The sequence below is a fragment of the Cedecea neteri genome (genome assembly GCF_000757825.1).
Taxonomy (GTDB): Bacteria; Pseudomonadota; Gammaproteobacteria; order Enterobacterales; family Enterobacteriaceae; genus Cedecea; species Cedecea selenatireducens.
In genome coordinates, this window is the sequence record NZ_CP009451.1 from 759,880 (window position 1) to 785,072 (window position 25,193).

The 25,193-nt window shown below is 56.3% G+C and carries 18 protein-coding genes and 1 other RNA gene; 10 read left to right on the forward strand and 9 right to left on the reverse strand.

All coding sequences use genetic code 11. The annotated features are described in order from the left end of the window. Positions 1-16: 16 nt before the first annotated feature. Together sufB and sufA are read right to left on the reverse strand one after the other, a co-directional pair. The gene (gene sufB / locus JT31_RS03310) at positions 17-1,498 is read right to left on the reverse strand and encodes a Fe-S cluster assembly protein SufB (protein ID WP_038473262.1); all 1,482 of its coding nucleotides are present in this window, start codon (positions 1,496-1,498) and stop codon (positions 17-19) included. Positions 1,499-1,506: 8 nt separating this feature from the next. Continuing rightward, on the reverse strand, positions 1,507-1,875 hold the full coding sequence (sufA, locus tag JT31_RS03315; protein WP_038473265.1) for a Fe-S cluster assembly scaffold SufA: 369 nt from the start codon (positions 1,873-1,875) through the stop codon (positions 1,507-1,509). Between the two features lie 386 nt (positions 1,876-2,261). Here sufA and JT31_RS03320 point away from each other — a divergent pair, with 386 nt between their 5' ends. Then, positions 2,262-3,902, forward strand: coding sequence for an ABC1 kinase family protein (locus JT31_RS03320; protein ID WP_038473266.1), 1,641 nt, complete (start codon positions 2,262-2,264; stop codon positions 3,900-3,902). Between the two features lie 78 nt (positions 3,903-3,980). Here the strand turns inward: JT31_RS03320 and JT31_RS03325 are convergent, their stop codons facing one another. The 4 genes from JT31_RS03325 to JT31_RS03340 form a co-directional block, all read right to left on the reverse strand. Beyond that, positions 3,981-4,493 (reverse strand): DUF4823 domain-containing protein, encoded by a 513-nt coding sequence (locus JT31_RS03325; protein WP_038473269.1) that lies wholly within the window; start codon positions 4,491-4,493, stop codon positions 3,981-3,983. Positions 4,494-4,628: 135 nt separating this feature from the next. Then, entirely contained in the window at positions 4,629-5,453 is an 825-nt protein-coding gene (locus JT31_RS03330) for a CPBP family intramembrane glutamic endopeptidase (RefSeq protein ID WP_038473270.1), read from the reverse strand. Between the two features lie 155 nt (positions 5,454-5,608). Beyond that, on the reverse strand, positions 5,609-6,019 hold the full coding sequence (gene menI, locus JT31_RS03335; RefSeq protein ID WP_038473272.1) for a 1,4-dihydroxy-2-naphthoyl-CoA hydrolase: 411 nt from the start codon (positions 6,017-6,019) through the stop codon (positions 5,609-5,611). Continuing rightward, positions 6,016-9,072: an FAD-binding and (Fe-S)-binding domain-containing protein gene (locus JT31_RS03340; RefSeq protein ID WP_038473275.1), complete on the reverse strand. Its 3,057-nt coding sequence runs from the start codon at positions 9,070-9,072 to the stop codon at positions 6,016-6,018. The genes menI and JT31_RS03340 overlap by 4 nt, the downstream gene beginning before the upstream one ends. 202 nt (positions 9,073-9,274) lie before the next feature. Between JT31_RS03340 and ydiK the strand changes: the two genes are divergently transcribed. Both ydiK and rprA read left to right on the forward strand, forming a co-directional pair. Continuing rightward, positions 9,275-10,393: an AI-2E family transporter YdiK gene (ydiK, locus tag JT31_RS03345; protein WP_038473277.1), complete on the forward strand. Its 1,119-nt coding sequence runs from the start codon at positions 9,275-9,277 to the stop codon at positions 10,391-10,393. Between the two features lie 760 nt (positions 10,394-11,153). Further along, an RNA gene (gene rprA, locus JT31_RS22945) (antisense sRNA RprA) lies at positions 11,154-11,260 on the forward strand. On the opposite strand, the gene JT31_RS03350 is transcribed toward rprA, so the two are convergent. Both JT31_RS03350 and JT31_RS03355 read right to left on the reverse strand, forming a co-directional pair. Continuing rightward, positions 11,257-12,159, reverse strand: a complete 903-nt coding sequence (locus tag JT31_RS03350) for an alpha/beta hydrolase (RefSeq protein WP_038473280.1) — start codon at positions 12,157-12,159, stop codon at positions 11,257-11,259. The genes rprA and JT31_RS03350 overlap by 4 nt on opposite strands. Before the next feature lie 11 nt (positions 12,160-12,170). After that, positions 12,171-14,333 carry a TonB-dependent siderophore receptor gene (locus JT31_RS03355; RefSeq protein WP_038473283.1) on the reverse strand — a complete coding sequence of 721 codons (2,163 nt, stop codon included), beginning with the start codon at positions 14,331-14,333 and terminating at the stop codon, positions 12,171-12,173. A 151-nt stretch (positions 14,334-14,484) separates the two neighbouring features. Here JT31_RS03355 and fes point away from each other — a divergent pair, with 151 nt between their 5' ends. Further along, the gene (fes, locus tag JT31_RS03360) at positions 14,485-16,047 is read left to right on the forward strand and encodes an enterochelin esterase (protein WP_038482733.1); all 1,563 of its coding nucleotides are present in this window, start codon (positions 14,485-14,487) and stop codon (positions 16,045-16,047) included. A 79-nt stretch (positions 16,048-16,126) separates the two neighbouring features. On the opposite strand, the gene ppsA is transcribed toward fes, so the two are convergent. Next, positions 16,127-18,505 (reverse strand): phosphoenolpyruvate synthase, encoded by a 2,379-nt coding sequence (ppsA, locus tag JT31_RS03365; RefSeq protein ID WP_038473284.1) that lies wholly within the window; start codon positions 18,503-18,505, stop codon positions 16,127-16,129. A 327-nt stretch (positions 18,506-18,832) separates the two neighbouring features. Here ppsA and JT31_RS03370 point away from each other — a divergent pair, with 327 nt between their 5' ends. The 6 genes from JT31_RS03370 (at position 18,833) to JT31_RS03395 (ending at position 25,173) form a co-directional block, all read left to right on the forward strand. Then, the gene (locus JT31_RS03370) at positions 18,833-19,666 is read left to right on the forward strand and encodes a pyruvate, water dikinase regulatory protein (protein ID WP_038473286.1); all 834 of its coding nucleotides are present in this window, start codon (positions 18,833-18,835) and stop codon (positions 19,664-19,666) included. 170 nt (positions 19,667-19,836) lie between these two features. Next, a complete protein-coding gene (aroH, locus tag JT31_RS03375) occupies positions 19,837-20,883 on the forward strand; it encodes a 3-deoxy-7-phosphoheptulonate synthase AroH (protein ID WP_038473288.1) in 1,047 nt (348 codons plus the stop codon). Between the two features lie 188 nt (positions 20,884-21,071). After that, complete coding sequence (gene hemP / locus JT31_RS03380; protein WP_038473290.1) at positions 21,072-21,236, forward strand: hemin uptake protein HemP; 165 nt, start codon at positions 21,072-21,074, stop codon at positions 21,234-21,236. Positions 21,237-21,338: 102 nt separating this feature from the next. Beyond that, complete coding sequence (locus tag JT31_RS03385; RefSeq protein WP_038473293.1) at positions 21,339-23,318, forward strand: TonB-dependent hemoglobin/transferrin/lactoferrin family receptor; 1,980 nt, start codon at positions 21,339-21,341, stop codon at positions 23,316-23,318. An 11-nt stretch (positions 23,319-23,329) separates the two neighbouring features. Further along, complete coding sequence (locus JT31_RS03390) at positions 23,330-24,361, forward strand: hemin-degrading factor (protein ID WP_038473295.1); 1,032 nt, start codon at positions 23,330-23,332, stop codon at positions 24,359-24,361. Further along, the gene (locus JT31_RS03395) at positions 24,358-25,173 is read left to right on the forward strand and encodes a heme/hemin ABC transporter substrate-binding protein (protein WP_038473298.1); all 816 of its coding nucleotides are present in this window, start codon (positions 24,358-24,360) and stop codon (positions 25,171-25,173) included. Before JT31_RS03390 ends, JT31_RS03395 begins: the two co-directional genes overlap by 4 nt. The last annotated feature ends 20 nt before the right edge of the window (positions 25,174-25,193 follow it).

Here is a 25,193-nt window from a genome sequence, read left to right on the forward strand (position 1 = left end):
AGTTTTCCCTTAATCCTTAACCGACGCTGTGTTCGAGGCTGATGGCTAATAATTTTTGTGCTTCCACCGCGAATTCGAGCGGTAACTCTGAGAACACGTCTTTGCAGAACCCGTTGACGATCATTGAGATGGCGTCATCTTCGCTGATCCCGCGCTGCAGGCAGTAGAACAGCTGATCTTCACCAATGCGTGACGTGGTAGCTTCGTGCTCCAGCTGCGCCGTGTTGTTCCGACACTCCACGTACGGGAAGGTATGCGCCCCGCTGTCCGGCCCGATCAACATTGAGTCGCACTGGGTGAAGTTACGGGCGTTGGTGGCCGTCGGCATAATTTTCACCAGGCCACGGTAGCTGTTCTGGCTACGACCGGCGGAGATCCCTTTCGAAATGATCGTCGATTTGGTGTTCTTGCCGATGTGGATCATTTTGGTGCCGGTATCCGCCTGCTGATGGCCGGAGGTCAGCGCCACGGAGAAGAACTCGCCGATGGAGTTGTCGCCACGCAGGATCACGCTCGGGTATTTCCAGGTGATGGCTGAACCGGTTTCCGACTGCGTCCAGGACATCTTGCTGTTCTCACCTTCGCACAGGGCGCGCTTGGTGACGAAGTTCAGGATGCCGCCGGTGTTGTTATCGCCCGGGAACCAGTTTTGCACCGTGGAGTACTTCACTTCGGCATCGCGGTGAATAATGACTTCCACCACCGCGGCGTGCAGCTGATAGCTGTCACGAACCGGCGCGGAACAGCCTTCGATGTAGCTCACGTAGCTGCCTTCATCTGCCACTAAAATCGTGCGTTCGAACTGGCCGGTTTTTTCCGCGTTAATGCGGAAGTAGGTGGACAGTTCCATCGGGCAGCCCACACCTTTCGGGATGTAGATAAAGGTGCCGTCGGAAGCGACTGCGGCGTTAAGCGCGGCGAAGAAGTTGTCGTTTGACGGCACCACGGTACCCAGGTATTTTTTCACCAGCTCCGGGTAATCGTGAATGGCCTCGCCGAAGGAGCAGAAGATAATCCCCTGCCCGGAGAGTTTTTCGCGGTAGGTCGTCGCCACGGAAACGGAGTCAAAAATGGCGTCGACGGCCACTTCACTGCCTTCCCGCACCGGGACGCCCAGTTGTTTAAACGCCTCTTCCACTTCGTTAGTCAGGAAGGCATTAGGCGGCTGCTGAACCGCGCCAGGCTGCGAGGCACAGGTATCGTCACAGCTGCCGCAGGACGGCGCGGAGTAGTAGCTGTAATCCTGATAGTTAAGCTTGTCGTAATTGGCCTTCAGCCAGTGCGGCTCTTCCATTTTCAGCCACGCATGGAACGCGTTCAGGCGAAACTCCAGCATCCACTCCGGCTCGTTACGACGGGCAGAAATTGCCCGAACCACCTCTTCGTTTATGCCCTTCGCCAGCTGCTCGGTTTGCAGCTGGGTGAAAAAGCCCTCTTTATAATTGAGGTTTCCGGTCCAGGTTTTGACATCGTCAGTTGCTTCAGTATTACGAGACATAGTACCGCCTATACCCCAAAGCTTTCGCCGCAGCCGCACTCGTGCTGCGCTTTCGGGTTATTAAATTTAAAGATCTGATTCAGGCCTTCGCGCACGTAATCCACTTCGGTGCCGTCAATAAAAGGCATGGCGGAGAGCGGCACCCACAGGCGCGCGCCGTCGAACTCATAAACCAGGTCGTCCGGCTTTGGCTCGGTGACCGTGTCCAGTACGTAGCCAAAACCTGCGCAGCCCGTCTGTTTGATGCTCAGGCGTATGCCCTGTAGCTCGGGTTGTTTTGCAGCCAGGTCGCGAATATGCGCGCTGGCGGCCGGGGTCAGGGTCAGCCCCTGCCAGGCAAAATCGTTGGGATCAAAGGAACCGGTTTGCACATCCATTCTTCACCTCATCATTCTCTGCGCCCGAAGGCCGATACCCTTATGTTAATGATAACAATTATCAATACAACGTTATGAAAACAGGGGTATTCGCGAAACGCTGGTTTTTTGCGCGTCTTTACTAAGGATAGACCGTCGGCAAACTCTTGCAGATGGCGAAAAGAGCTGTTTAAACCACTGGTGTAAAAGGAAATATCAAAGAAGAAAAGCGCCTGAAGCCGGCAAGGGAAAAGATGTATCGAAAATAACTATTTATGTGATTGGAAACGCACTGAATGAGAAATCGCACCAACAAAGTACCAGTAATTTTCAGTCTTCCAGCGGCAAAATCCCCGACCTCGATTTATCAGCTATCCTCCTGATAAGGAAAAAGGGAGTTTAGCCAGATGCTGAAAATGATAATGGTCACCGCCCGCGATCGCGTGAGGCTGCAGGAAATCACCGGCGTTCTTATCCGCTATGGCTTGCAGGACATCGTAAAACTGCTGGGGTTATCCTCGCTGCATAACAAAATCCGCGGCAGCAATGCCCATGATGCATTGCCAATGCCGCAACGCCTTTGCGCCGCGCTCGAAGAATTGGGTCCGACGTTCGTGAAGCTCGGGCAAATTCTTTCTACACGCAGCGATCTGCTGGATCCGGCATGGACTGAAGCGTTGAGCCAGCTGAATTCCAGCGCCAATCCACTTCCGTGGTCACAGCTTGAACCTCAGGTCATCGCGACGCTTGGCGCTGCGCCTGCCGACGTTTTTGCCTCATTCGATGAAACTCCGCTCGCCAGCGGTTCAGTGGCGCAAATCCACAGAGCGCGTCTGCGAACGGGCGATGAGGTGATTGTTAAAATTCAACGCCCCGGCATTGAAACCACCCTCAAAGCAGACCTGCGGCTGCTGCGTTATCTTGCCGAAAGCCTCGAGCAGCAGAGCCCGGCATTGGCCCGCTTTCAGCCTGTGATGCTGGTGCGTTATCTGGAGAATGCGCTGTATCAGGAGCTGGATTTTTGCCATGAAGCGGCCAACGGTGAAAAATTCTATCAATTCTTCGCCGGTTCCGACGATATCGTGATTCCGAAGATCTACCCGGAGTGGTGCAGCCCCACGTTAATGGTGCAGGCATTTTTGCCGGGCATTGCTCCGGTCGACGGCGCCCAGCTTGCCGCTGCAGGGTTTGACGGCCAGCTTCTGGCACAGACTGGCGCCAAGGCATTTATCGATATGCTCTTTAAGTTACGGATTTACCATGCAGACCCCCATCCGGGTAACGTGATGGCGCTGGAGGGTAACCGGGTTGGTTTTATTGACTTCGGGATGGTCGGCAACCTGAGCGAGGAGCGCCGCGATGAGCTGCTGTCGCTGATTTACGCCATTAGCGAGCGAGACACCGGCGGTATTGTCGACGCGCTTATCGTCTGGAGCGACCAGGACTCATTAAATCTCACCGATCTGGAGCTTGCCGCCGGTTATTTCCTGCAAAAACAGGGCAATCTCAGGCTACAGCTGGGGAAAGCGCTGACGGATATGCTTTCCACCGCCCGCGAATTCCGCCTGACCTTACCGCCCGATCTGGTTTTGCTCTTTAAGGCGCTGATTACCGCCGACGGCGTGCTGCTGAGAATGGATCCGCAGTTCGATATCATCAGCATTCTTCGTCCGGTGATTAAAAAGGAGATATTGAAACGCTATGCCCGCGCAGGAAGCCGCAGGCATCTGCTCAGGCTCGGCAACCGCCTGCTCGACGGTGGAGATGCACTCCCGCAAACTTTGCGTCTGGTCATGCAGAGGCTGCGCCACGGCAAATTACACGCGGATATCAACGTAGAGAATATCAATCAGCTGGGAAAGTCGCTTGGACGTGCGGCATCCACGCTGGCTCTCGCCCTTGTTTTAGCCGCCCTGATGATAGTGGTGACGCCGTGGCTGTTTGGCCTGAAGGTAACGCTATTGGGCATTCCACTGTTCCCTGCTCTCGCTTTATTGTGCGCCGTCGCAGGAAGCGTGTGGTTGATATTCAGATTGTTGAGGCGGTGAGCTTAGCCCCAGCAGAATAGCACCGAATAACAGTTATAGCTCCGCAAGACGGAGCTTCATTATTTTTCCAATGGTTATTTAATACAGGCTTGTAATCCAGGCATTAATTGGGACAGGTAAAAGATCCTGAGGGTGATCGCCACCAAATGTGGCCCACTTGCTTTTCCCACTAATAATGGTCGAGGCAACTCTGGCATTGGTCTCAGCATTATAAACAGAAATTTTGATTTCGATTCTGTCTGGAATACCGGACCACTGGGTAGCCCTGTCTTCCCAATGAAGGATCTGTGGAACCACATAGTAACCACGGCTAAGCGTATGCTTGTCTTTTAAACACATCAGATCTTCACAATCAGAATATACGCTAACGCTATCGGAGTGGCGCAAAATTGCTGCTTTAACGACTGTGGCGGTGGTTTCGCCAGACCCTGCGTAGCTGTGGGTTTCATAGACCCCATCAGTAGGTTTTGCTACCGCGACGGGTAAATCCTTGACTAACAGCTCAGTGCTCTTTTGAACATTATTGGTACTGTATTTAGCGGAGCAACCAGCAAGTAATACAACAGCAAAAACAAACAACAACCGTTTCATTATAATTCCTTATCGTTTAAAAGCTGGCGATAGTAGCAACGTTGTTGATGTTTAACTTAAATGTATATCAATAAAATAAGTGTTATAGCGGCAATGATTAAGCAAGAGGACTTGCCAGCCCATTGCCGCGACGAATTAATGCACAGTATGCCGCAGCACCGGATAGGTAAACAGCAATAAATGAGTGATATTTAGCCCGACGTGAAACGCGACGGCAACCCACAGTCGCCCACTCCACATCCATGCCAGACCATAAATAAGCCCGGCTAGCGTAGCGAAAATAATCAGCAGTGGCCCCCCGGCAAAATGGAGTCCACCGAATATTGCAGCTGAAATAATCAGTGCGGCAACCGGAGGCATAAAACCGGATAAACGCTGCTGGAGATAACCCCGGAATAATACCTCTTCCGCCAGGGAAACAAAGAAGATATTGGCGAACAGGAACGGCAATAGCCACTGCGGGAAATGCGGTTCAATCTTCAATCCACCCAGCGCCACCGCCAGCAACAGCAAGCCGGGGATCAATGCAACCAGCAGGAACCACCCGGGCCTCGCAGGCTGATATTTCGGCTCGCTAACAAACAGCGATTTCATCACCACCAGCAGAATAAAGGGCACCAGTGCCTTATCGAAGTTGTAATACATGGAGAACGGTGCGCTTTGCGGCCCGGCAATAACCGAGTCCAGCACCTTTGGATTATGGAAACCGGGAACAGCATGGATTGTCATCCCCACGGCAGCGGCTACCAGCAAAAACTCAAGCACATATCTGACCGACTTTCTGTTATCAGCTTTCAGATAAGCCAGCGCAAGAAGCGCAATTGCCGTGAGTGAAACAAGCGCCCGCCAGTCGAGTACGCCCTCAAAGGCGCCCCACACCACCGTCGCCAATAATAAGCCGAGAGAAATCTTTTTATTAAATTGTAAAACCAATAGGGCCGCAGCCAGTAATATCCACATAGTTTGTCCTTAAATTTATAAACATCCTGCGGCGGGCTTTGTAGCAAAATTAGCTGCGGATATATAGTTTTTTAAGAAAATTATCACATGAAGAAATTACAAATGGACAACCCACGCCCCTGATGGCCGGGCGTGGGCTTATTTCAGCTATTGATTTACACCACCGCCGTCGTCAGGCGAGAAGTGCAACACAGCTGGTCTTGCTGATCGTAAATATCAATTTGCCACACCTGATGACGACGGCCGGCGTGTACCGCCCGGCAAACGCCGCGCACAATGCCGTCGCGTGCTGAACGGATGTGGTTGGCATTTACCTCAAGGCCAACCACCTTCTGTTCGCCTTCGGTGCACAGGTATCCTGCCACCGAACCCAGCGTTTCCGCCAGCACCACCGACGCACCGCCGTGCAGCAGGCCAAACGGCTGCCGGGTGCGCTCGTCCACCGGCATGGTGGCCTCTATTTCGTTGTCATCAAAACGCGTAAATTCGATACCTACATGGCCGACCATATTGTTCGCGCCCATTTTATTGAGCGCGACAAGCGTGGCTTCACGTCGCCAAATCATCCGATAATCTCCAGAAGAGCCTGTAATGGATGCCGTACGCCGTTGCCCTCAACGCGCTTGACCTGGCTGCGGCAGGAGTAGCCGGTTGCCAGACAGCGGTTGCGCGGCAGGCGCTGCATCGCCTGGTGCCAGGATAGTTCATAGATGCCCAATGAATTGGCGAGATTCTTCACCTCGTGACCGTAAGTGCCAGCCATGCCGCAACAGCCAACGCTGACGTTTTCGAGCTTCGCGCCAAAACGAGCAAAAATACCGGCCCACTGGTTCGGGGCCGTCGGTAAAGCAGTCACTTCGGTACAGTGGCCGAACAGGTACCAGGCTTCGCCCGGTGCGTCCTGTACCTCCCGTTCTTTCAGCACGGCCTGGAGCCACTCGTGCACCAGCTGAACCTGAAAATCACCGCGTTCTTCACCTAATGTCTGTTTATATTCATCGCGGTAGCACAGCACCAGCGCCGGGTCGACGCCGACCATCGGCATGCCGAGCTTCGCAATGCGATTAAGAAACTCAGAGGTTTTGCTCGCCGTGCGTGCAAAACGCTGCAGGAAGCCTTTAATGTGCTGCGCTTTGCCGTTCGGCGAGAAAGGCAGCACCACGGGCTCATAGCCCAGCTTATCCGCAAGCTTGATAAAGTCAGCCACAACCTGAGCATCGTAATAGCTGGTGAACGGGTCCTGCACTACCAGCACCGTTTTCGCCCGCTGCTCGTCGGAATAGCGCTCCAGCTGTTCCAGCGTCGTGTTGGCGGAGCGGTGGCCGACCATTTGCTGCTGCAACGTCGGCGTGGACAGCATCGGCAGGTCAACCATGCCGATATGCCGGCGGGACAGGTTCTGCACCCACGGCTGGCTCATAAAGAAGTTAAAGGTTTTCGGCGCCCGCGCCATCAGCGGCGCATAGCTTTCAACCGAGGCCACCACGTGGTCCCGCAGCGGGCGCAGATAACGCGTGTGGTAAAGCTGCAGGAAGCGAGAGCGGAATTCCGGCACGTCGATTTTGATCGGGCACTGGGTGGAGCAGGCTTTACAGGCCAGGCAGCCGGACATCGCCTCTTTCACTTCATGCGAAAAATCGTACTCGCCCTTGCTGGCATGCCACGAGTTGCGGGTACGCTCAATCAGCCCACGCAGGCTGGCGCGTGCCTCCGGCAGCTGTTTCTCAAGCTGCAGCGGGTCTACGCCGCGCTCGGCCAGCAGGCGCAGCCATTCGCGGGTCAGCGTGGCTCGCCCCTTCGGCGAGTGAATGCGATTGCTTGAGATCTTCATCGACGGGCACATCGGGCTTTTCACGTCGAAGTTAAAGCACAGGCCGTTGCCGTTACACTCCATCGCGCCGCGCCATGAGGTACGAACCGCGATGGGGATTTGCCGGTCGAACGTCCCGCGTTTTACGGCATCAACCTGCATCATCGGGTCATCTACGCCGAGCGGCGGGCAGATTTTGCCGGGGTTGAGGCGGTTTTCCGGATCGAAAGCGGCCTTAATGCGGCGCAGCTCTTCATACAGCGTTTCACCGAAGAAAGCAGGGCTGTATTCGGCACGGAACCCTTTGCCGTGTTCACCCCAAAGCAGACCGCCGTATTTTGCCGTCAGCGCCACCACGTCGTCGGAGATGCTTTTCATCAACATTTCCTGCTGCGGGTCACACATATCCAGCGCCGGGCGAACGTGAAGCACGCCCGCATCAACGTGGCCAAACATCCCATAGCTGAGGTTATGGCTATCCAGCAGCGCACGGAATTCAACAATGTAGTCCGCGAGGTGCTGCGGCGGTACGCAGGTATCTTCGGCAAACGGAATCGGTTTTGCCTGCCCCTTTGCGTTCCCCAAAAGACCAACGGCTTTTTTACGCATGCCGTAAATTTTTTCGATACCAGCAAGTTCATCGCAAACCTGCCAGCCAATCACCCCGCCTTCGCCTGCGGCTATCAGGGCATCAAGGCGAGCGCATAATTCGGTCACCTGGCCGTCGATAAGCGGCTGGTCATCGCCGGCAAACTCGACGATGTTCAGGCCTAGCATCTCTTTATCCGGCACGTCGGTAATCAACTCGCTGACCGAGTGCCAGACGATATCTTCCCGCGCCAGGTTCAGCACTTTGGAATCGACGGTTTCTACCGACAGCGCCCGGGCATCGACCATGAAAGGCGCATTACGCAGCGCTGAGTCAAAAGAGTCGTACTTGACGTTCACCAGGCGGCGCACTTTCGGCAGGCGGGTAATATCCAGCTTCGCCTCGGTGATAAACGCCAGCGTCCCCTCGGAGCCGGTCAGGATACGCGTTAAATCGAACTTACTCAGATCGTCATTAAACACGTGCCGCAGGTCGTAGCCGGTGAGGAAGCGGTTCAGCCTGGGAAATTTATCGATTATCAGCTGGCGCCGTTCGCGGCATCGCTCAAGCACGGTGCGGTAGATTTTTCCGCTCGTTGTCTCTTCGCGGGCCAGCTCTTCGGCAAGCGGCGTGGCCATCTGGTGCGTGTCAAGAATTTCGCCGTCCATCAACACGGCACGCACGCCCAGCACGTGGTCTGAGGTTTTGCCGTACACCAGCGACCCTTGCCCGGAGGCGTCGGTATTGATCATCCCGCCCAGCGTGGCGCGGTTACTGGTGGAAAGCTCAGGGGCAAAGAAATAACCATGCGGCTTCAGGAACTGGTTGAGCCGATCTTTGATGACGCCAACTTCTACCCGCACCCAACCCTGTTCAGGATTGATTTCGATGATGCGATTCATGTAGCGGGACATGTCCACGACTATACCGCCGTTCAGCGACTGGCCGTTGGTGCCGGTACCGCCGCCGCGAGGGGTAAAGACCAGCGATTTAAAGCGCTCTTCGGACGCCACTCGGGTGATAAGCGTCACGTCGGCGGTTGACCGGGGGAAAACCACCGCATCCGGCAGCAGCTGATAAATACTATTGTCGGTCGCCATGGTCAGGCGGTCTGCGTAGCTGGTGGCGGTGTCGCCGGTAAAGCCCTGTTGCTCCAGTGATGCTAAATAGCTGAGCACCAGCTGAACGACGCCAGGTGCCTGAGAAATTTGTGGGATCATTGACGGGTAGACCCTGTGTTGCGTGTAAGAGTTATCGTTTGCGTGTCTGTCTTGTTTTTATCATATTCCGCCACGATTTGCGGCTGTTATTTCAGATAACGCGAAGCGAATTGCGCCTGTCAAAAATCAGGGAAATACATCATCATTAAATTATCGCCATGCGAATTTAGCGCGGGTGCATTTTATTGAGGTGATTCTTCCTATGGTTAAAGTCAGTCAGCCAAAGGATCTGCTGCAGATCCTGCTGTCCGTGCTGTTTATTTCGGTGATGATTATCGCCTGTCTGTGGATCGTACGTCCCTTTGTTTTAGGCTTTGCCTGGGCCGGGACTATCGTGATCGCCACCTGGCCGCTGCTCATCAAACTGCAAAACCTGCTGTGGGGAAAACGTTCGCTCGCTGTGCTGGTCATGACGCTGCTCCTGCTGATGCTGTTCGTTATTCCGATTGCCATGCTGGTGAACAGCCTGGTGGACAACAGCGGCCCGGTCATTAACTGGGCGACGAAAGGACATATGGAGCTGCCGACCTTTGAGTGGCTGCACAGCATTCCCCTCATCGGCGACAAACTTTACAGCGGCTGGAATACGCTGGTAAACAGCGGCGGCAGCGCGATTATGGAAAAGGTTCGGCCGTATATCGGCTCGACCACCAGCTGGTTCCTCGGCCAGGCCGTGCACATCGGTACCCTGCTGATGCACCTCGGCCTGATGCTGCTGTTCAGCGTGCTGCTCTACGCGAAGGGTGAAACGCTGGGGAACGGTATTCGCCACTTCGCCTTCCGCTTAGCGGACAAACGAGGTGATGCCGCCGTGCTGCTGGCAGGCCAGGCTATCCGCGCCGTCGCGCTCGGCGTCGTCGTCACCGCGCTGGTTCAGGGCGTGCTGGGCGGCATTGGCCTGGCCGTCTCCGGTATTCCTTACGCAGCCCTGCTCACGGTGCTGATGGTGCTTAGCTGCCTTATTCAGCTTGGCCCGCTGGTGATTCTGGTGCCCGCCATTATCTGGCTGTACTGGAGCGGCGATACCACCTGGGGTACGGTGCTGCTGGTCTGGAGCTGCGTCGTGGGGACGATGGATAACGTGATTCGCCCGATGCTGATTCGCATGGGCGCAGATTTGCCGATGATCCTGATTCTTTCCGGCGTTATCGGCGGGCTGATTGCGTTCGGGATGATTGGCCTGTTCATCGGTCCGGTGCTGCTGGCCGTCTCTTACCGTCTGATTTCGGTCTGGATGCATGAGGCTCCCGCCCCGCAGGACGATCCGCACGAGGTGGTGGAGCTGTTAGAAGAGCAGGAAACGCTGGACGTGAAGAAATAAAGGATGTGGGGGAGTTTGTGGTGTTCCTTAGCCAAAGCTCCCTTTGCTACTTTCTGGGAATGATATTTACAAGCCCCAGATTTTCCGTTCACCTTGCGAGCCGTTTTCCCTGCACGATCAGAAAACGGTGAACGTGTCCGGGGGCGATGAGGGCCGGAGAGCAATTCCACCCTCACCCCGGCCCTCTCCCAAGGGGAGAGGGGGAAAAAGACGATGGGGAACATTGTTTATTCCATCTCCCTTCCAGGGAGAGGGCTAGGGTGAGGGTAAAAATAAGAGGCGAGGCACGGTTCCGGCTTAAATCGCCTCGGTTTTCTCTCCGACTGGCCAGGGTCCGGACGTCGGGAACGGCCGGAGGCTGAGAGCGTCGGGAACGCATCTCAGCCGACCCAGGACTGGGAGATAAAACGGAGGTCTGCCGCTTTAGCGGTCGATTTATTTGGCCGGGAGTCCGGGGTCTCGGGGGAATGACGGTGATTCTCCCGAGACGTTCACCGGTGCGGTGGCTGCATATAAATCTGTACTTGAGGTGAACGGAGATTAATCCGGCCAGCATAATATGGCCAGGCGAGAACTAACACCTGACACAGTGACTTAACGCAAATGATTAATAAATCTAATCATTAACGGGTTTTTCCCTCGTTATTCCAGCCATTGAACCGCCTTCACTCCGCTATTCTGACGTAAGTTCTTTACCTTTCGTTAACGATTGAGACGAATCTGAGAGACGCCACTTAGCCAGATGCCTACTATTTAACTCACGGTTATGAATCAACACGTTGATTTATAAGCATCGAAATCCCCTGAGTGAAACAACGAATTGCTGTGTGTAGTCTTTGCCCATCTTGATGATGGGCTTTTTTTTATTCTGATTTCGCAAAGTGATTAATAAGCACACCATGCAGAACCAGCGGGGCAACGGTCAGGTGGCTCTGCCCTTCTACCAGCGTAAAATCCACCCGGTGCGGCGCTTTAGCGATTAACGCGTTGGCCATTTCTCGGTTGCCGTCGACCATTGCCCTCTGCCCGCGATGTTTTAACAGTCCGGCGCGTTTCGCCTCCGGCAACCTGGCTTCCTGGGGCTGCAGCGACTGCTCATATCCCCCAACCGAAATCGAGAGCTGAGTATGCCCCTCATCCGATTGCCAGTTTTGTGCCATCCGCAGCAGATAACGATCATTCCACCATACCGAAGGGCTTGACGCGTAAAAGTGCTGGAAAGCGTCCGGCGAGGTCATAAACAGCCAGGTGGTAAACAGGCCGCCATACGAGTGACCAAAAAGCGCCTGCCGCTGCGGGTTGATTTTCCAGTGCTGTGCGACCCAGGGTCGGAGCTCAGCGTCAATAAACCGCCAGAACTTTTGTGCCTCGCCTGGTGCACCGGGCGGGTAAGTGCCGCCTGCCGGGTTAGGTTCCAGCGCGACTTTATCTACCGTTGGCCGGTAGTCTCGCTCCCGGCGGCTGTCGCCCGGGTAGTCAATAGCGACCACGACGCCGGGCGTGAGCGGACAGCGCTCACAGGTCAGGCGCTGCATCAGCGATACCGCCCCGGGGAAGACGGATTCGCCGTCCAGCAGATAAATAACCGGCCAACCTTCTGGCGGCGCTTTACCTTCAGGCCAGGAAACCATGATTTTATACTCGCCGTTCTCCGGCGAATTCAGGCTATGTACCAGAGTATTAGCCAGCGTGTAGGGCTTATCCTGCGTGACTGCCGCCCCCGAAGGGGCAGCGAGTGCGATAAGCGCCAAAAGCAGATAGCGCAAAAAAATTCTCCTTACCAGCGATAGCTGACGGTTGCGGTCAGGGTGCGGCCAATGCCGTAGAAGCACGCCGAATCAGACGCGCAGGAAGCCACATATTTTGTGTCCGCCAGGTTGTTGACGTTGAACTGCACGGCGGCGCCCTTCAGCTGAGGACTCACTTCGCCCAGCTCGTAGCGCAGCATCGCGTCATACAAATCCACGGCGGGTACTTTAAACGTATTTTTCGCATCGCCATAGCTGGTACCGATATAACGAACCCCGACGCCGGCGGTCAGGTTTTTCAGCACGCCATCAGGAATGGTGTAACTGCCCCATGCAGACGCCATATGCGTTGGAATGCGTGCCGGCACTTTCCCTTCGGTTCCGGCTACGGTGGTGCTCGCGGTTTCCGCATCCGTCCACGTATAGGAGCCTATCAGGTTGAGGCTGTTAAACAGCGTGGAGTGAACCTCCGCTTCAAGCCCTTTGGAGCGGATCTCACCGGCGTTTTCGAACCAACCCAGCGCGCTGTTGTACGTCCCCACGTTTGTCTGGCGAAGATCAAACAGCGCCAGCGTCATGAACGTCTCTTTCAGCGGCTGATATTTCAGGCCCACTTCGGTTTGCTTACCCAGGCTTGGGTCGAACGGCGCGGTACCCGGCGCACGGTTAGTCTGCAGGTTGGGTTCAAAGGAAGTGCTGTAGCTGATATAGGGCGACAGGCCAAAATCAAAGGCATAAAGCAGGCCGGTGCGCCAGGTGAACTTGCTGTCATTCTGCTGCGTGCTTTTGCCTTTAAGGCGGTCCGTCGTTCGCACCTCGGCCCAGTCGTAGCGCCCGGACAGCAGCAGCTGCCAGCGGTTCCAGCTCAGCTGATCCTGCAGATAAACGCCGGTTTGATCGAGATTTTGTTGGTCGTCGCTGACCGCGCTAAAAGTGCTTTCATCAACGTTGAGGCCGTATACCGGACGAGGCCAGTAGATATCGTATTTCGCTCCCATGCCTCGGCTAAGCTGCTGCCGGTCGTGGTTGGACTTGTAATCCAGGCCGCCCAACAGCGTGTGCCCTAACGTGCCTGTATCGAACTGCGCCTCGAGCTGGTTATCTACGCCAAACTCATCGGTATCACGCGTTTCTCGCTGCGCACGGCGCGAAAGTAACGTGTCGCTCTTCGAGGTGGAATACACGAGGTAACGATACTTCTGTTTGATGCTGGCGTAGCGAGCATTCTGGCGGAAGGTAAAGATGTCGTTGAAGCTATGCTCGAACTCATAGCCAACCATCGTTTGCTCGCGCCACGACTGGTCGTAATTAGGATCGCTGACGTTAAAGTCCCGCGGGATATACCCTGCGGCCGTTTCGGTCACCAGCCCTGCGGCAGGCAGGAAGTTACGATAGCCAGCCTTCGGATCTTTCTGGTAGCTGGTCAGCAAAGTAAAACGCGTCTGCTCATTGGGATACCAGGTCAGCGCGGGTGCAATCGCCATCCGCTGCTCTTTGTAGTCGGCCACCTGGCTGTGCTGCGTTCGTGCAATCCCGTTTAAGCGGTAAAGCACACGGTCGTCGTCGCTTAGCGATCCGCCAAAATCAAAAGCCCCCTCGGCCAGATGCTGGTTGCCTGAGCGAAACTGCACTTCATGTATCGCTTCCCTTGTCGGCCGCTTGCTGGTCATACTGATAAGCCCGCCGGGGTTCACCTGGCCAAACAGCACCGACGCCGGGCCGCGCACCAGCTCCACGCGCTCAAGCAGCCACGGGTCAAACGTCCCGGTCTGCGATGAAGCCGTTGCGCCGTAGCTCAGCCCGTCGAGATATTTTGGCACGTAGCTGAAGCCACGCACAAAAACCTCGTCGTTCCGGTTCGAACTTCCCCGATACTCCGTAAAAACGCCCGCCGAATAGCGCAAAGCCTGCGATACGGATGTCACATCCTGGGCGTTCATCTGGTCGCGGGTGATAACCGACACCGACTGCGGCGTTTTCACCAGGTCGGCCGCGGTTTTCGTCGCGGAAAGCGTTTTAGTCGCCACCATCCCCTTCAGCGGCGCCGAAGGATCTTCGCTCACCGAGCCGGTCACAACGAGAGTCTCCTCGCTGCCCTGCCGTTCCTGCGCCTGAACGCCGCCAACCATCCCCATGGTACTGAAGCCCATCAGCCAAAGGCTGTGGGTCACCTTATTGTTTTTAAAATGCATTACCGTAACGTCCCCTGTGATGAGGTGAAATAGCTTCGCCTTTCTCTCCTGTTACGTTTTGTCGTAAAACGCAACGACTCGCAATGTTATTGCAAATCAATCTCATTTGCATTAGCGTGTATGCACTTTTTTATCAGGAATGATGGACGCCATGAGAGCCGCGTGGAGCGCATTAATGTTGGGACTTTGTTCAGCGTCGGCGGTGGCCGCGACCTGCACCTTTACCGGCAGCCAGGGAGAGCAGGAGGGAAAGTTCGATGCCAGCGGTGAAATCTGCTTTGGGCTTCCGGCCCTGCGGGAGAATTACGCTAACGTCCGGCTGAGCGGCGTGACCGACGCCAGCCTGATTGACAGCAAAGGCAGGCTCTGGCGCGCGCTGGTGGAAAACGGGCCGGTGGACGGTAAACATAACCCGCTTTTTGCCCTGCCCGTCGGCCAGGCGTCAACGCTGGTGCTTCGCGGCGAGCCCGGTAAGCGCTGGCAGTTCCGCTGGCAGATTCGTGAGACGGTTCCGCTCAAACGCAATGAAATGCAATCCCCGGAAAGCCCTGCGCTGCTGGCGCTTGAGCAGGCGCTGAGCCGTGGCGCAGGCACGGACACGTTCTGGCAGGAAAGACGCGAGCAAGGTACGCCGCTGGTCGAAACGATAGACGCCAACAACAAGCGCGTTACCTTCCTGTGGCGTGGCGCGCAGGGCAACGTTTTTGTGCTCGGCTCACCGGCAGGCGATCACGACCCGATGTTTCGCCTGGGGCAGTCCGATGTCTGGTATCGCAGCTATGTAGTGCCGGCTGATACACTGATGCAGTACAAGCTTGCGCCTGATGTCCCTCTTACCGAAGGCACCGCTCGCGAGCAGCGCCGCGCAATTCTGGTCACGGCTCAGGCTGACCCGCTTAATCCGCAATCCAGCCCGTCGGGCCAGGGGGATCGCTGGAGCCGTTTCTCGCTTTTAGACCTCACCGCCCGCCGCTATTTTACGCCGCAGGCTACCTCGGAACCCATCCGCCATGGCTCGCTGGTTCGTTACCAGGTTGAGAGCAAAAAGCTCAATAACCGCCGTGAAGTGACGGTTTACCGGCCGCGAGGCAGCCAGCCCGCACGCTGGACGCTGATGCTGTTTGACGGCCGCATGTATCAGGATCGTTATCATCTCGCCAACGTGCTGGACGGCCTGATTGCCCGCCATGCCCTGCCGCCGGTTAACGCTGTGTTTATCGACAGCCTGGACGGCGAACGCCGTGAGAAAGAGCTGCCGCCCAATCCGGACTTTGCCGATTTTATGGCCCAGGAGCTGACGCCGTGGCTTAACCGCCAGGGCATCACCACTACGGCGCGGAAAACCATTGTGGCGGGTTCAAGCTACGGCGGGCTTGCCTCTGCCTGGGTTGCCCTGCGTCATCCCGAGACGTTTGGTAACGTGCTGAGCTTGTCCGGCTCTTACTGGTGGGCGCCCGAGGGTGAAATGCCGGGCTGGCTAACCCGGCAGTATCAGGCGTCACCGCGCTTACCCGTTCGTTTCTGGCTGCAGGCAGGCCGCTTCGAAAGCAAAGGCGCGGACGGGGGTATTTACCGTAATACACAACAGCTTGAAGCCGTCCTGCGTGAAAAGGGCTACGAGGTGAGCTTTACCCCCTGGTCGAGCGGGCATGATTATGCGGCGTGGTGCGAGGCCATTATTACCGGCATGAAGGATTTGATTAAGCGGGGATGATAGCCGCCCCGGTGTGCTTCCCAATGCACGGCTGGAAGACACCGGAGCGGTTCCCTTTCTTTTTAATGAGAGAGGGGCGTTACTTGTTCAGTTCGGCGAGGCTTAGCCAGGTTTGCACCACGGTGTCCGGGTTCAGGGACAGACTGTCAATCCCCTCTTCCATCAGCCAGGCCGCGAAGTCTTCGTGATCGGAAGGCCCCTGACCGCAGATCCCCACGTATTTACCCTGTTTCTTCGCCGCTTTGATGGCCATCGACAGCAGCGCTTTCACCGCATCGTTACGCTCGTCAAACAGCTCGGAAACCACGCCAGAGTCGCGGTCCAGGCCCAGCGCAAGCTGCGTCATATCGTTAGAGCCGATGGAGAAGCCGTCGAAGTATTGCAGGAATTCGTCCGCCAGCAGGGCGTTGGACGGGATCTCACACATCATGATGATTTTCAGCCCGTTCTCACCGCGCTTCAGGCCCTGACGCCCCAGCTCTTCAACAACCGCTTTCGCCTGGGCGACGGTACGCACAAACGGCACCATCACTTCGACGTTGGTCAGGCCCATTTCGTTACGCACGCGCTTCATGGCCGCACATTCCAGCGCGAAACAGTTACGGAAGCTGTCCGCCACGTAGCGACCTGCACCACGGAAGCCCAGCATTGGGTTCTCTTCTTCCGGCTCATAACGCTCGCCGCCCACGAGGTTGGCGTATTCGTTAGATTTGAAGTCGGACAGACGCACGATCACACGCTTCGGCCAGAACGCCGCGCCCAGGGTCGCGATCCCCTCGGTCAGGCGACCAACGTAGAACTCAACCGGATCGTCATAGCCTTTCATCATCGTGCGGATTTCAGCCTGCAGAGCGGGCTCCTGCTGGTCGAACTCCAGCAGCGCGCGCGGGTGCACGCCAATCATGCGGTTGATGATAAATTCCAGACGCGCCAGGCCAACGCCTTCGTTCGGCAGGCAGGCGAAGTCGAAAGCACGGTCCGGGTTACCGACGTTCATCATGATTTTCAGCGGCAGATCCGGCATTGCATCCACCGTGGAGCTTTTCACGGTGAAGTCGAGGATTTCAGCGTAAACGTAGCCGGTATCACCCTCGGCACAGGATACGGTGACGTTCTGGCCGTCTTTCATGCGCTCGGTTGCGTCGCCGCAGCCCACAACGGCCGGGATGCCAAGCTCACGGGCGATGATTGCCGCGTGACAGGTTCGCCCACCGCGGTTGGTGACGATCGCCGCCGCTTTTTTCATGATCGGCTCCCAGTCAGGGTCGGTCATGTCGGTGACCAGCACGTCGCCCGGCTGAATGCGGTTCATTTCGCTGATGTCGTGAATAACTTTTACCGGGCCTGCACCGATGCGGTGACCAATCGCGCGACCTTCCGCCACGATTTGCCCCTGGGCGTGCAGCTGGTAGCGCTCCATGACCTGGCCCTGAGAACGCACGGTTTCCGGACGAGCCTGAACGATAAACAGCTTGCCGGTGTGGCCGTCTTTCGCCCACTCGATGTCCATCGGGCGGCCATAATGTTTTTCGATCTGTACCGCCTGCTTAGCCAGTTCCTGAATTTCTTCCTGGGTAATACAGAAACGGTCGCGGTCGGCTTCCGGCACGTCTTCAATCCGCACCTGCTTGCCGTGTTCCTGAGTCGGGGCGTAAACCATACGGATTTTTTTCGAGCCCATGGTGCGACGCACGATAGCCGGATTACCCGCTGCAAGCGTTGGCTTGTGCACGTAGAATTCATCCGGGTTCACTGCGCCCTGCACCACCATTTCACCCAGACCCCACGCGGCGGTGATAAACACCACCTGATCGAAACCAGATTCGGTATCGATGGAGAACATGACCCCGGAAGAAGCCAGGTCGGAGCGCACCATGCGCTGTACGCCAGCGGAGAGCGCCACGCCACGGTGGTCATAGCCCTGATGCACGCGGTAGGAGATTGCACGGTCGTTAAACAGCGAGGCGAAAACGTGTTTCACCGCCACCAGCACGGCATCATAGCCCTGCACGTTGAGGAAGGTTTCTTGTTGCCCGGCAAAGGAAGCGTCCGGCATGTCTTCGGCAGTGGCGGAAGAGCGCACCGCAAAGGAGGCTTCGGCATCATCGGCAGAGAGCGTTTGATAGGCTTCGCGGATAGCGTCTTCCAGCTCGGGCTGGAAAGGCGTGTCAATAATCCACTGGCGAATCTGCGCCCCGGCTTTTGCCAGTTCGCTAACGTCGTCAATGTCGGTTTTATCCAGCAGCTCATAAATACGCTGGTTCACGCCGCTCTGGTCGAGAAAAAGGTTAAACGCCTCGGCGGTAGTGGCAAAACCGTTCGGGACGGAAACGCCCATACCCGAAAGATTGGTAATCATTTCACCCAGGGAGGCATTTTTGCCCCCGACCCTGTCTACATCATTCATGCCGAGTTGGTTATACCAAAGCACCAGCGATGACGAGCCGTTATTGGACATCGAAACAATCCTTTTTTAAATGAATGGGTACAAGAAACACCAGACTTCGTATTTAGCTTTGCATATTCTGGGGGGAGAATGAAACCGGTGAATCGTTCAAGCAAAATAAAATATGACATTTTCGGATAGATCCGCTCACTTCATAAACCATTGATTATCATATAATCCTTACAATACCAATGGTTATAGTGTTGATTTGAATATATTTCCGATGGTTTATTAAATTTAAAAACGCTATTTCACTTTTTAAATTAAGATTAGCGCTACTCGGAATGCCTTGTTTTACTTTATGCTTTGGGTAAACCGGTTCCCCGTTCAGGAATAAAAATGGATAACTTAGTCGATCGTCAGGTATTTTGTATTTCCGATGGCACGGCAATTACCGCCGAGGTACTTGGCCACGCGGTGATGTCACAATTCCCGGTATCTATCAACAGTATTACCCTGCCGTTTGTTGAAAACGAAAGTCGGGCAAAAGCGGTCAAAGAGCAGATTGATGCGATTTACCAGCAGACAGGTGTGCGCCCGCTGGTGTTTTATTCCATCGTGATGCCCACTATCCGCGACATCATTATGCAGAGCGAAGGCTTCTGTCAGGACATCGTGCAGACCCTGGTCGCCCCGCTGCAGCAGGAGCTGAAGCTCGACCCGACGCCCGTTGCCCACAGAACTCACGGCCTTAACCCCGGCAACCTGATGAAGTATGACGCGCGCATTGCCGCCATTGACTACACGCTGGCGCACGATGACGGCATTTCGATGCGCAATCTCGATCAGGCTCAGGTGATTCTGCTGGGCGTGTCCCGCTGTGGAAAAACCCCTACCAGCCTCTATCTCGCCATGCAGTTTGGCATTCGCGCCGCCAACTACCCTTTTATTGCCGATGACATGGACAACATTCAGCTTCCCGCGGTGCTTAAACCGCTGCAGCACAAGCTGTTTGGCCTGACTATCAACCCCGAACGACTGGCCGCTATCCGCGAAGAGCGCCGTGAAAACAGCCGCTATGCTTCCCTGCGCCAGTGCCGTCTGGAGGTCGCCGAAGTCGAGGCGCTGTTCCGTAAAAACCAGATTCGCTACCTCAACAGTACCAACTATTCGGTGGAAGAAATGGCGACCAAAATTCTCGATATTATGGGACTGAATCGCCGGATGTACTAAGAAACTAGTACAAAAGACCAATCGTGTATGCTAGGGTGTACAGACTGCGGTGGGGTAATCCCTTTGCCAAAGCGGGCAGAATGTTGAAATCGGTCAGCTTTGGTTTATTGTGATCCCCATCACTTCCCGGTAAATCTGCCGCAGAGAAGACAAAATTTCTGAGACACCCAATGAACAAAACAGATGAATTGCGAACCGCGCGCATCGACAGTCTGGTGACCCCGGCCGAGCTGACAGAGCGTTTCCCGGTTTCCGCTGACGTTGCGCAGCACGTAACCACCGCCCGCCGCAGGATAGAAAAGATCCTTACCGGGGAAGATAAGCGCCTGCTGGTTATCGTCGGGCCATGCTCTATCCATGACCTTGATGCGGCAATGGACTACGCTCGCCGTCTCAAAACGCTGCGAGAAAAACATCAGGATCGCCTTGAGATCGTGATGCGCACCTACTTCGAGAAACCCCGCACCGTCGTCGGCTGGAAAGGGTTGATTTCCGATCCCGACCTGAACGGCAGCTACCGCATTAATTACGGTATCGAACAGGCTCGCCGCCTGCTGCTGCAGGTGAATGAGCTTGGCGTGCCTACCGCGACAGAATTCCTGGATATGGTGACCGGGCAGTATATCGCCGACCTGATTAGCTGGGGTGCGATTGGCGCGCGCACGACCGAAAGCCAGATCCACCGTGAGATGGCGTCCGCGCTCTCCTGCCCGGTCGGCTTTAAGAACGGCACCGACGGCAATACCCGCATTGCGGTAGACGCCATTCGCGCCGCACGTGCCAGCCATATGTTCCTCTCCCCGGATAAAAAAGGGCAGATGACGATTTACCAGACCAGCGGCAACCCTTATGGACACATTATTATGCGCGGCGGCAAACAGCCGAATTACCACGCGGAAGACATTGCCGCGGCCTGCGATACGCTGAGCGCATTCGACCTGCCGGAGCATCTGGTGATTGATTTCAGCCACGGTAACTGCCAGAAGCAGCACCGCCGCCAGTTAGACGTCTGCGAAGATGTTTGCACGCAAATTCGCAACGGCTCCAGGGCGATCGCCGGGATCATGGCGGAAAGCTTCCTGCAAGAAGGGACGCAGCAAATCGTCGCCGGCCAGCCGCTGACCTACGGCCAGTCGATCACCGATCCTTGCCTTAACTGGGAAGATACGGAAACCCTGGTCGCCATGCTGGCCCAGGCAATCGACAGACGCTTCTGACCCAACCTTCCGGCGGGGAGCCCAATAACCCGCCGGATATCATAGCATTACGCTTCGCGACAACGTGCCCACAGAGAAATTCCCTGATTCACAGAATTATTACAAATAATGCTTGCTGCCGATCCTGCTTTTTCTGATAATGATTCTCATTGTTACACTGATTGTCATTTGTAAACAGAGTGAAGCGTATGGACAAACCATTCACCCCCGCCCGCCCGCAGACAGGGACAGAACCGCGTCAGGTTGACAGCAAAACGCTGCTCGGCGCCGATGGCCGTGTCGTTATCGTGCACGAAGGGCAGCAGTATCTGTTACGCCAGACTCAGGCCGGGAAGCTCATCCTGACCAAATAAATTAAACAAACCGTTCCCCAAATCCAAAAGGGGAAATTAGCCAGCCACCCAGGTCATCCCCAGGCAGCCAGCGCTTTCGTTATTCTTATGGAGAGTTGCGCTATGCCTTGCACCAACACAGCAGGTTTTCGTCTGTCTGTACTCACGTTAGCCGTTTTTACTGCCCTGCCCGCCTTTGCTAAAGATGAGCAGATGACCGTGGTTGCCACCGGTAACCAGCGCAGTACCTTCGAAGCCCCGATGATGGTCAGCGTTATCGACGCGAATTCGCCGGAGAGCCAGACGTCCACCTCTGCCGCTGACATGCTGCGTAAAGTGCCGGGGATAACTATCGATGGCACCGGGCGCACCAACGGCCAGGACATCAACATGCGCGGCTACGACCGCCGCGGCGTGCTGACTCTGGTGGACGGCATTCGCCAGGGCACCGACACCGGCCACCTGAACAGCACGTTCCTCGACCCCGCGCTGATTAAACGCATTGAAGTGGTCCGTGGCCCTGCAGCCCTGCTGTACGGCAGCGGCGCCCTGGGCGGCGTCATCTCCTATGAAACCGCAGACGCGGCAGATCTGTTATTTGCAGGCCAAAATAGCGGCTACCGCGTATTCGGCACCGGCGGCACCGGCGACCACAGCATCGGCATGGGCGCCAGCGCCTTTGGCCGCACCGACAACCTGGACGGCGTTGTCGCCTGGTCCAGCCGCGACCGCGGTAACCTGCGTCAGAGCAATGGCGAAACAGCACCTAATGACGAAAACATTGGCAACCTGCTGACCAAAGGCACCTGGTATATCGATTCCGCTCAGTCTCTGTCCGGCTCCCTGCGTTATTACAACAACAGCGCGCGCGAACCGAAGAATCCGCAGACGCCGGATGCCACCGCCTCCAGCAACCCGATGACCAACCGCTCAACCATCCAGCGCGATGCACAGCTGAAGTACCATCTCGGCCCGCAGGATAACGACTGGCTGAACGCCACCGCGACGGCCTACTGGTCAGAGGCACGCATTAACGCAGAAACCCCTAACCAGGGCGGCGAGTTCCGCAAACAGACCACGAAGGGCGGCAAGCTCGAAAACCGCAGCCGCCTGTTTAACGACAGCTTCGCGGCTAACCTGCTGACCTACGGCGGTGAATATTACCGTCAGGAACAGGCTCCAGGCGGCCTGACAACCGGTTTCCCGCAGGCGAAAATCAACTTCGGTTCAGGCTGGCTGCAGGATGAGATCACCCTGCGCGACCTGCCGATTTCTATTCTGGCCGGCACGCGCTACGACAACTACAGCGGCAGCAGCCAGGGCTATAAAGACGTAGACGCCGATAAATGGTCATCCCGTGGGGCAGTTTCCGTAACCCCAACCGACTGGCTGATGCTGTTTGGTTCCTATGCGCAGGCGTTCCGTGCCCCGACCATGGGCGAGATGTATAACGACGCCAAGCACTTCTCCATCGGCACCCGCTACACCAACTACTGGGTACCAAACCCGAACCTGCGTCCGGAAACCAACGAAACTCAGGAATACGGCTTCGGTCTGCGCTTCGACAACCTGGCGATGGCCAACGATGGCCTGGAGTTCAAAGCCAGCTACTTCGACACCAAAGCGAAAGATTACATCTCCACCACCGTGGACTTCGCCAAAGCGACCACCATGTCCTATAACGTACCGAAAGCCAAAATCTGGGGCTGGGACGTGACCGCGAAGTACACCGCCGATCTGTTCAGCCTGGATACCGCCTATAACCGCACCCGCGGTAAAGATGAAGACACCGGCGAGTACATTTCCAGCCTGAACCCGGACACCGTCACTACCACCCTGGACATCCCCGTTGCGCACAGCGGCTTCTCCGTGGGCTGGGTCGGCACCTTCGCCGAGCGTTCCACCCACATCAGCAGCTCCTATGCACAGCAGCCGGGCTACGCGGTCAGCGATTTCTATGTCAGCTATAAAGGGCAGCAGCAGCTGCGCGGTTTAACCACCACGCTGGTGTTTGGCAACGCCTTCGATAAAGAGTACTGGTCACCGCAGGGTCTCCCGCAGGATGGCCGTAACGGTAAAATTTTCGTGAGCTATCAATGGTAAAGGAGTTATTCATGAGTCAGCGTTACGACAGCTGGATCCAGCTTAAGCAAGAACACCCGAAGAAATACGCCCGGGATATCGCCAAACTGATGCACATCAGCGAAGCGGAACTGACCCATGCCCGAGTCGGGCACGACGCATGGCGCCTGAACGGCGATGTCAAAGAGATTTTCGCCGCGCTGGAAGCCGTGGGGGAAACGAAGTGCATCTGCCGTAACGAATATGCGGTTCACGAGCAGGTTGGCCGCTTCGAGAACCAGCACCTGAACGGCCACGCCGGGCTGGTACTGAACCCGCGTGCGCTGGATCTGCGCCTGTTCCTGAACCAGTGGGCAAGCGTGTTCCACGTCCGTGAAGAGACGGCTCGCGGTGAACGCCAGAGCATCCAGTTCTTCGACCATCAGGGCGATGCGCTGCTGAAGGTGTACACCACCGACAACACGGATGTTGAAGCCTGGAGCCAGGTGCTGACCCGCTTTATCCATACCGACAACCCGGCTCTGGATATTAAAGCCGTTGAAGAAGCGGTGATGACCCCAACCGTCGAAGCCGACAAAGTGGATGCCGAATGGCGCGCGATGACCGATGTGCACCAGTTCTTCCAGCTGCTGAAACGCCACCAGTTGACGCGCCAGCAGGCTTTCCGCCTGGTGAAAGACGACCTGGCCTGCCGCGTGGATAACGAAGCCCTCTCTCATTTGCTGAATCAGGCGAAAGAAGACGGCAACGAAATCATGATTTTCGTCGGCAACCGTGGCTGCGTGCAGATCTTCACCGGTGAAATTCGCAAGGTGGTGCCGATGGAGAACTGGGTCAACGTCTTCAACCCGGAATTCACCCTGCACCTGATGGGTGACACCATTGCCGAGAGCTGGGTAACCCGCAAACCAACCGCCGACGGCCACGTTACCAGCCTCGAGCTGTTTGCCGCCGACGGCACGCAAATCGCACAGCTGTACGGCCAGCGTACCGAAGGCCAGCCGGAGCAAGAGCAGTGGCGCACGCAGATTGAAGCGCTGATCGGCAAAGGGTTAGCGGCATGAAACGCCTGCTGCTCGCCATCCTCGCCCTGCCGTTAATGGCAGGTGCGGCCGAGCGCGTGGTAACCATCGGTGGCGACGTCACCGAGATTGCCTGGGCTCTGGGTGCGGGTCAGGATGTGGTGGCTCGTGATAGCACGAGCCTTCATCCCGATGCCGTGAAAAAGCTGCCGGATGTTGGCTACCTGCGCCAGCTTAACGCCGAAGGTATTCTGGCTATGCGCCCGACGCTGGTACTCGTCAGCGCGCAGGCTCAGCCCTCAATGGCGTTGAAACAGGTTGAGTCCAGCAAGGTGAAGGTTGTTACCGTCCCGGCCGAAAACAGCCTGGACAGCATTGACGCCAAAGTGGCAGCCGTGGCTAACGCGCTGGGTAAAACCGCCGAAGGCGACAAGCTGCGTAAGGAGCTTCACGACCAGTTGGCGGCGATCCCAGCCCAGCCGCTTGGTAAAAAAGTGTTGTTCATTATGAGCCACGGCGGCATGACCGCTATGGCGGCAGGACAGGAAACCGCTGCGGATGCCGCGATTCACGCTGCGGGCCTGGACAACGCCATGCAGGGCTTTAAGCGCTATCAGCCGCTGTCCCAGGAGGGCGTCATCGCCAGCAAGCCTGACCTGATTCTGGTCACCACCGACGGGGTGAAAACCCTCGGCGGCGAGGACAAGGTCTGGGCATTACCGGGCCTTGCACAGACCCCTGCGGGAAAAAACAAACGGCTGATGGTGGTGGATGACATGGCGCTGCTCGGCTTTGGCATTGATACCCCGCAGACGATCCTCGCCCTGCGCAAGAAAGCGGAGCAATTACCGTGATACGCCGCCCTTTGCCTCAC

What these genes read in the sequence shown, in the direction of transcription:
- JT31_RS03390 (WP_038473295.1), top strand. Translation starts at nt 23,330, where the DNA reads ATGAGTCAGCGTTACGACAGCTGGATCCAGCTTAAGCAAGAACACCCG.
- JT31_RS03325 (WP_038473269.1), bottom strand. Translation starts at nt 4,493, where the DNA reads ATGAAACGGTTGTTGTTTGTTTTTGCTGTTGTATTACTTGCTGGTTGC.
- JT31_RS03370 (WP_038473286.1), top strand. Translation starts at nt 18,833, where the DNA reads ATGGATAACTTAGTCGATCGTCAGGTATTTTGTATTTCCGATGGCACG.
- sufA (WP_038473265.1), bottom strand. Translation starts at nt 1,875, where the DNA reads ATGGATGTGCAAACCGGTTCCTTTGATCCCAACGATTTTGCCTGGCAG.
- JT31_RS03320 (WP_038473266.1), top strand. Translation starts at nt 2,262, where the DNA reads ATGCTGAAAATGATAATGGTCACCGCCCGCGATCGCGTGAGGCTGCAG.
- JT31_RS03395 (WP_038473298.1), top strand. Translation starts at nt 24,358, where the DNA reads ATGAAACGCCTGCTGCTCGCCATCCTCGCCCTGCCGTTAATGGCAGGT.
- fes (WP_038482733.1), top strand. Translation starts at nt 14,485, where the DNA reads ATGAGAGCCGCGTGGAGCGCATTAATGTTGGGACTTTGTTCAGCGTCG.
- menI (WP_038473272.1), bottom strand. Translation starts at nt 6,019, where the DNA reads ATGATTTGGCGACGTGAAGCCACGCTTGTCGCGCTCAATAAAATGGGC.
- JT31_RS03330 (WP_038473270.1), bottom strand. Translation starts at nt 5,453, where the DNA reads ATGTGGATATTACTGGCTGCGGCCCTATTGGTTTTACAATTTAATAAA.
- sufB (WP_038473262.1), bottom strand. Translation starts at nt 1,498, where the DNA reads ATGTCTCGTAATACTGAAGCAACTGACGATGTCAAAACCTGGACCGGA.
- ydiK (WP_038473277.1), top strand. Translation starts at nt 9,275, where the DNA reads ATGGTTAAAGTCAGTCAGCCAAAGGATCTGCTGCAGATCCTGCTGTCC.
- JT31_RS03340 (WP_038473275.1), bottom strand. Translation starts at nt 9,072, where the DNA reads ATGATCCCACAAATTTCTCAGGCACCTGGCGTCGTTCAGCTGGTGCTC.
- hemP (WP_038473290.1), top strand. Translation starts at nt 21,072, where the DNA reads ATGGACAAACCATTCACCCCCGCCCGCCCGCAGACAGGGACAGAACCG.
- ppsA (WP_038473284.1), bottom strand. Translation starts at nt 18,505, where the DNA reads ATGTCCAATAACGGCTCGTCATCGCTGGTGCTTTGGTATAACCAACTC.
- JT31_RS03385 (WP_038473293.1), top strand. Translation starts at nt 21,339, where the DNA reads ATGCCTTGCACCAACACAGCAGGTTTTCGTCTGTCTGTACTCACGTTA.
- aroH (WP_038473288.1), top strand. Translation starts at nt 19,837, where the DNA reads ATGAACAAAACAGATGAATTGCGAACCGCGCGCATCGACAGTCTGGTG.
- JT31_RS03355 (WP_038473283.1), bottom strand. Translation starts at nt 14,333, where the DNA reads ATGCATTTTAAAAACAATAAGGTGACCCACAGCCTTTGGCTGATGGGC.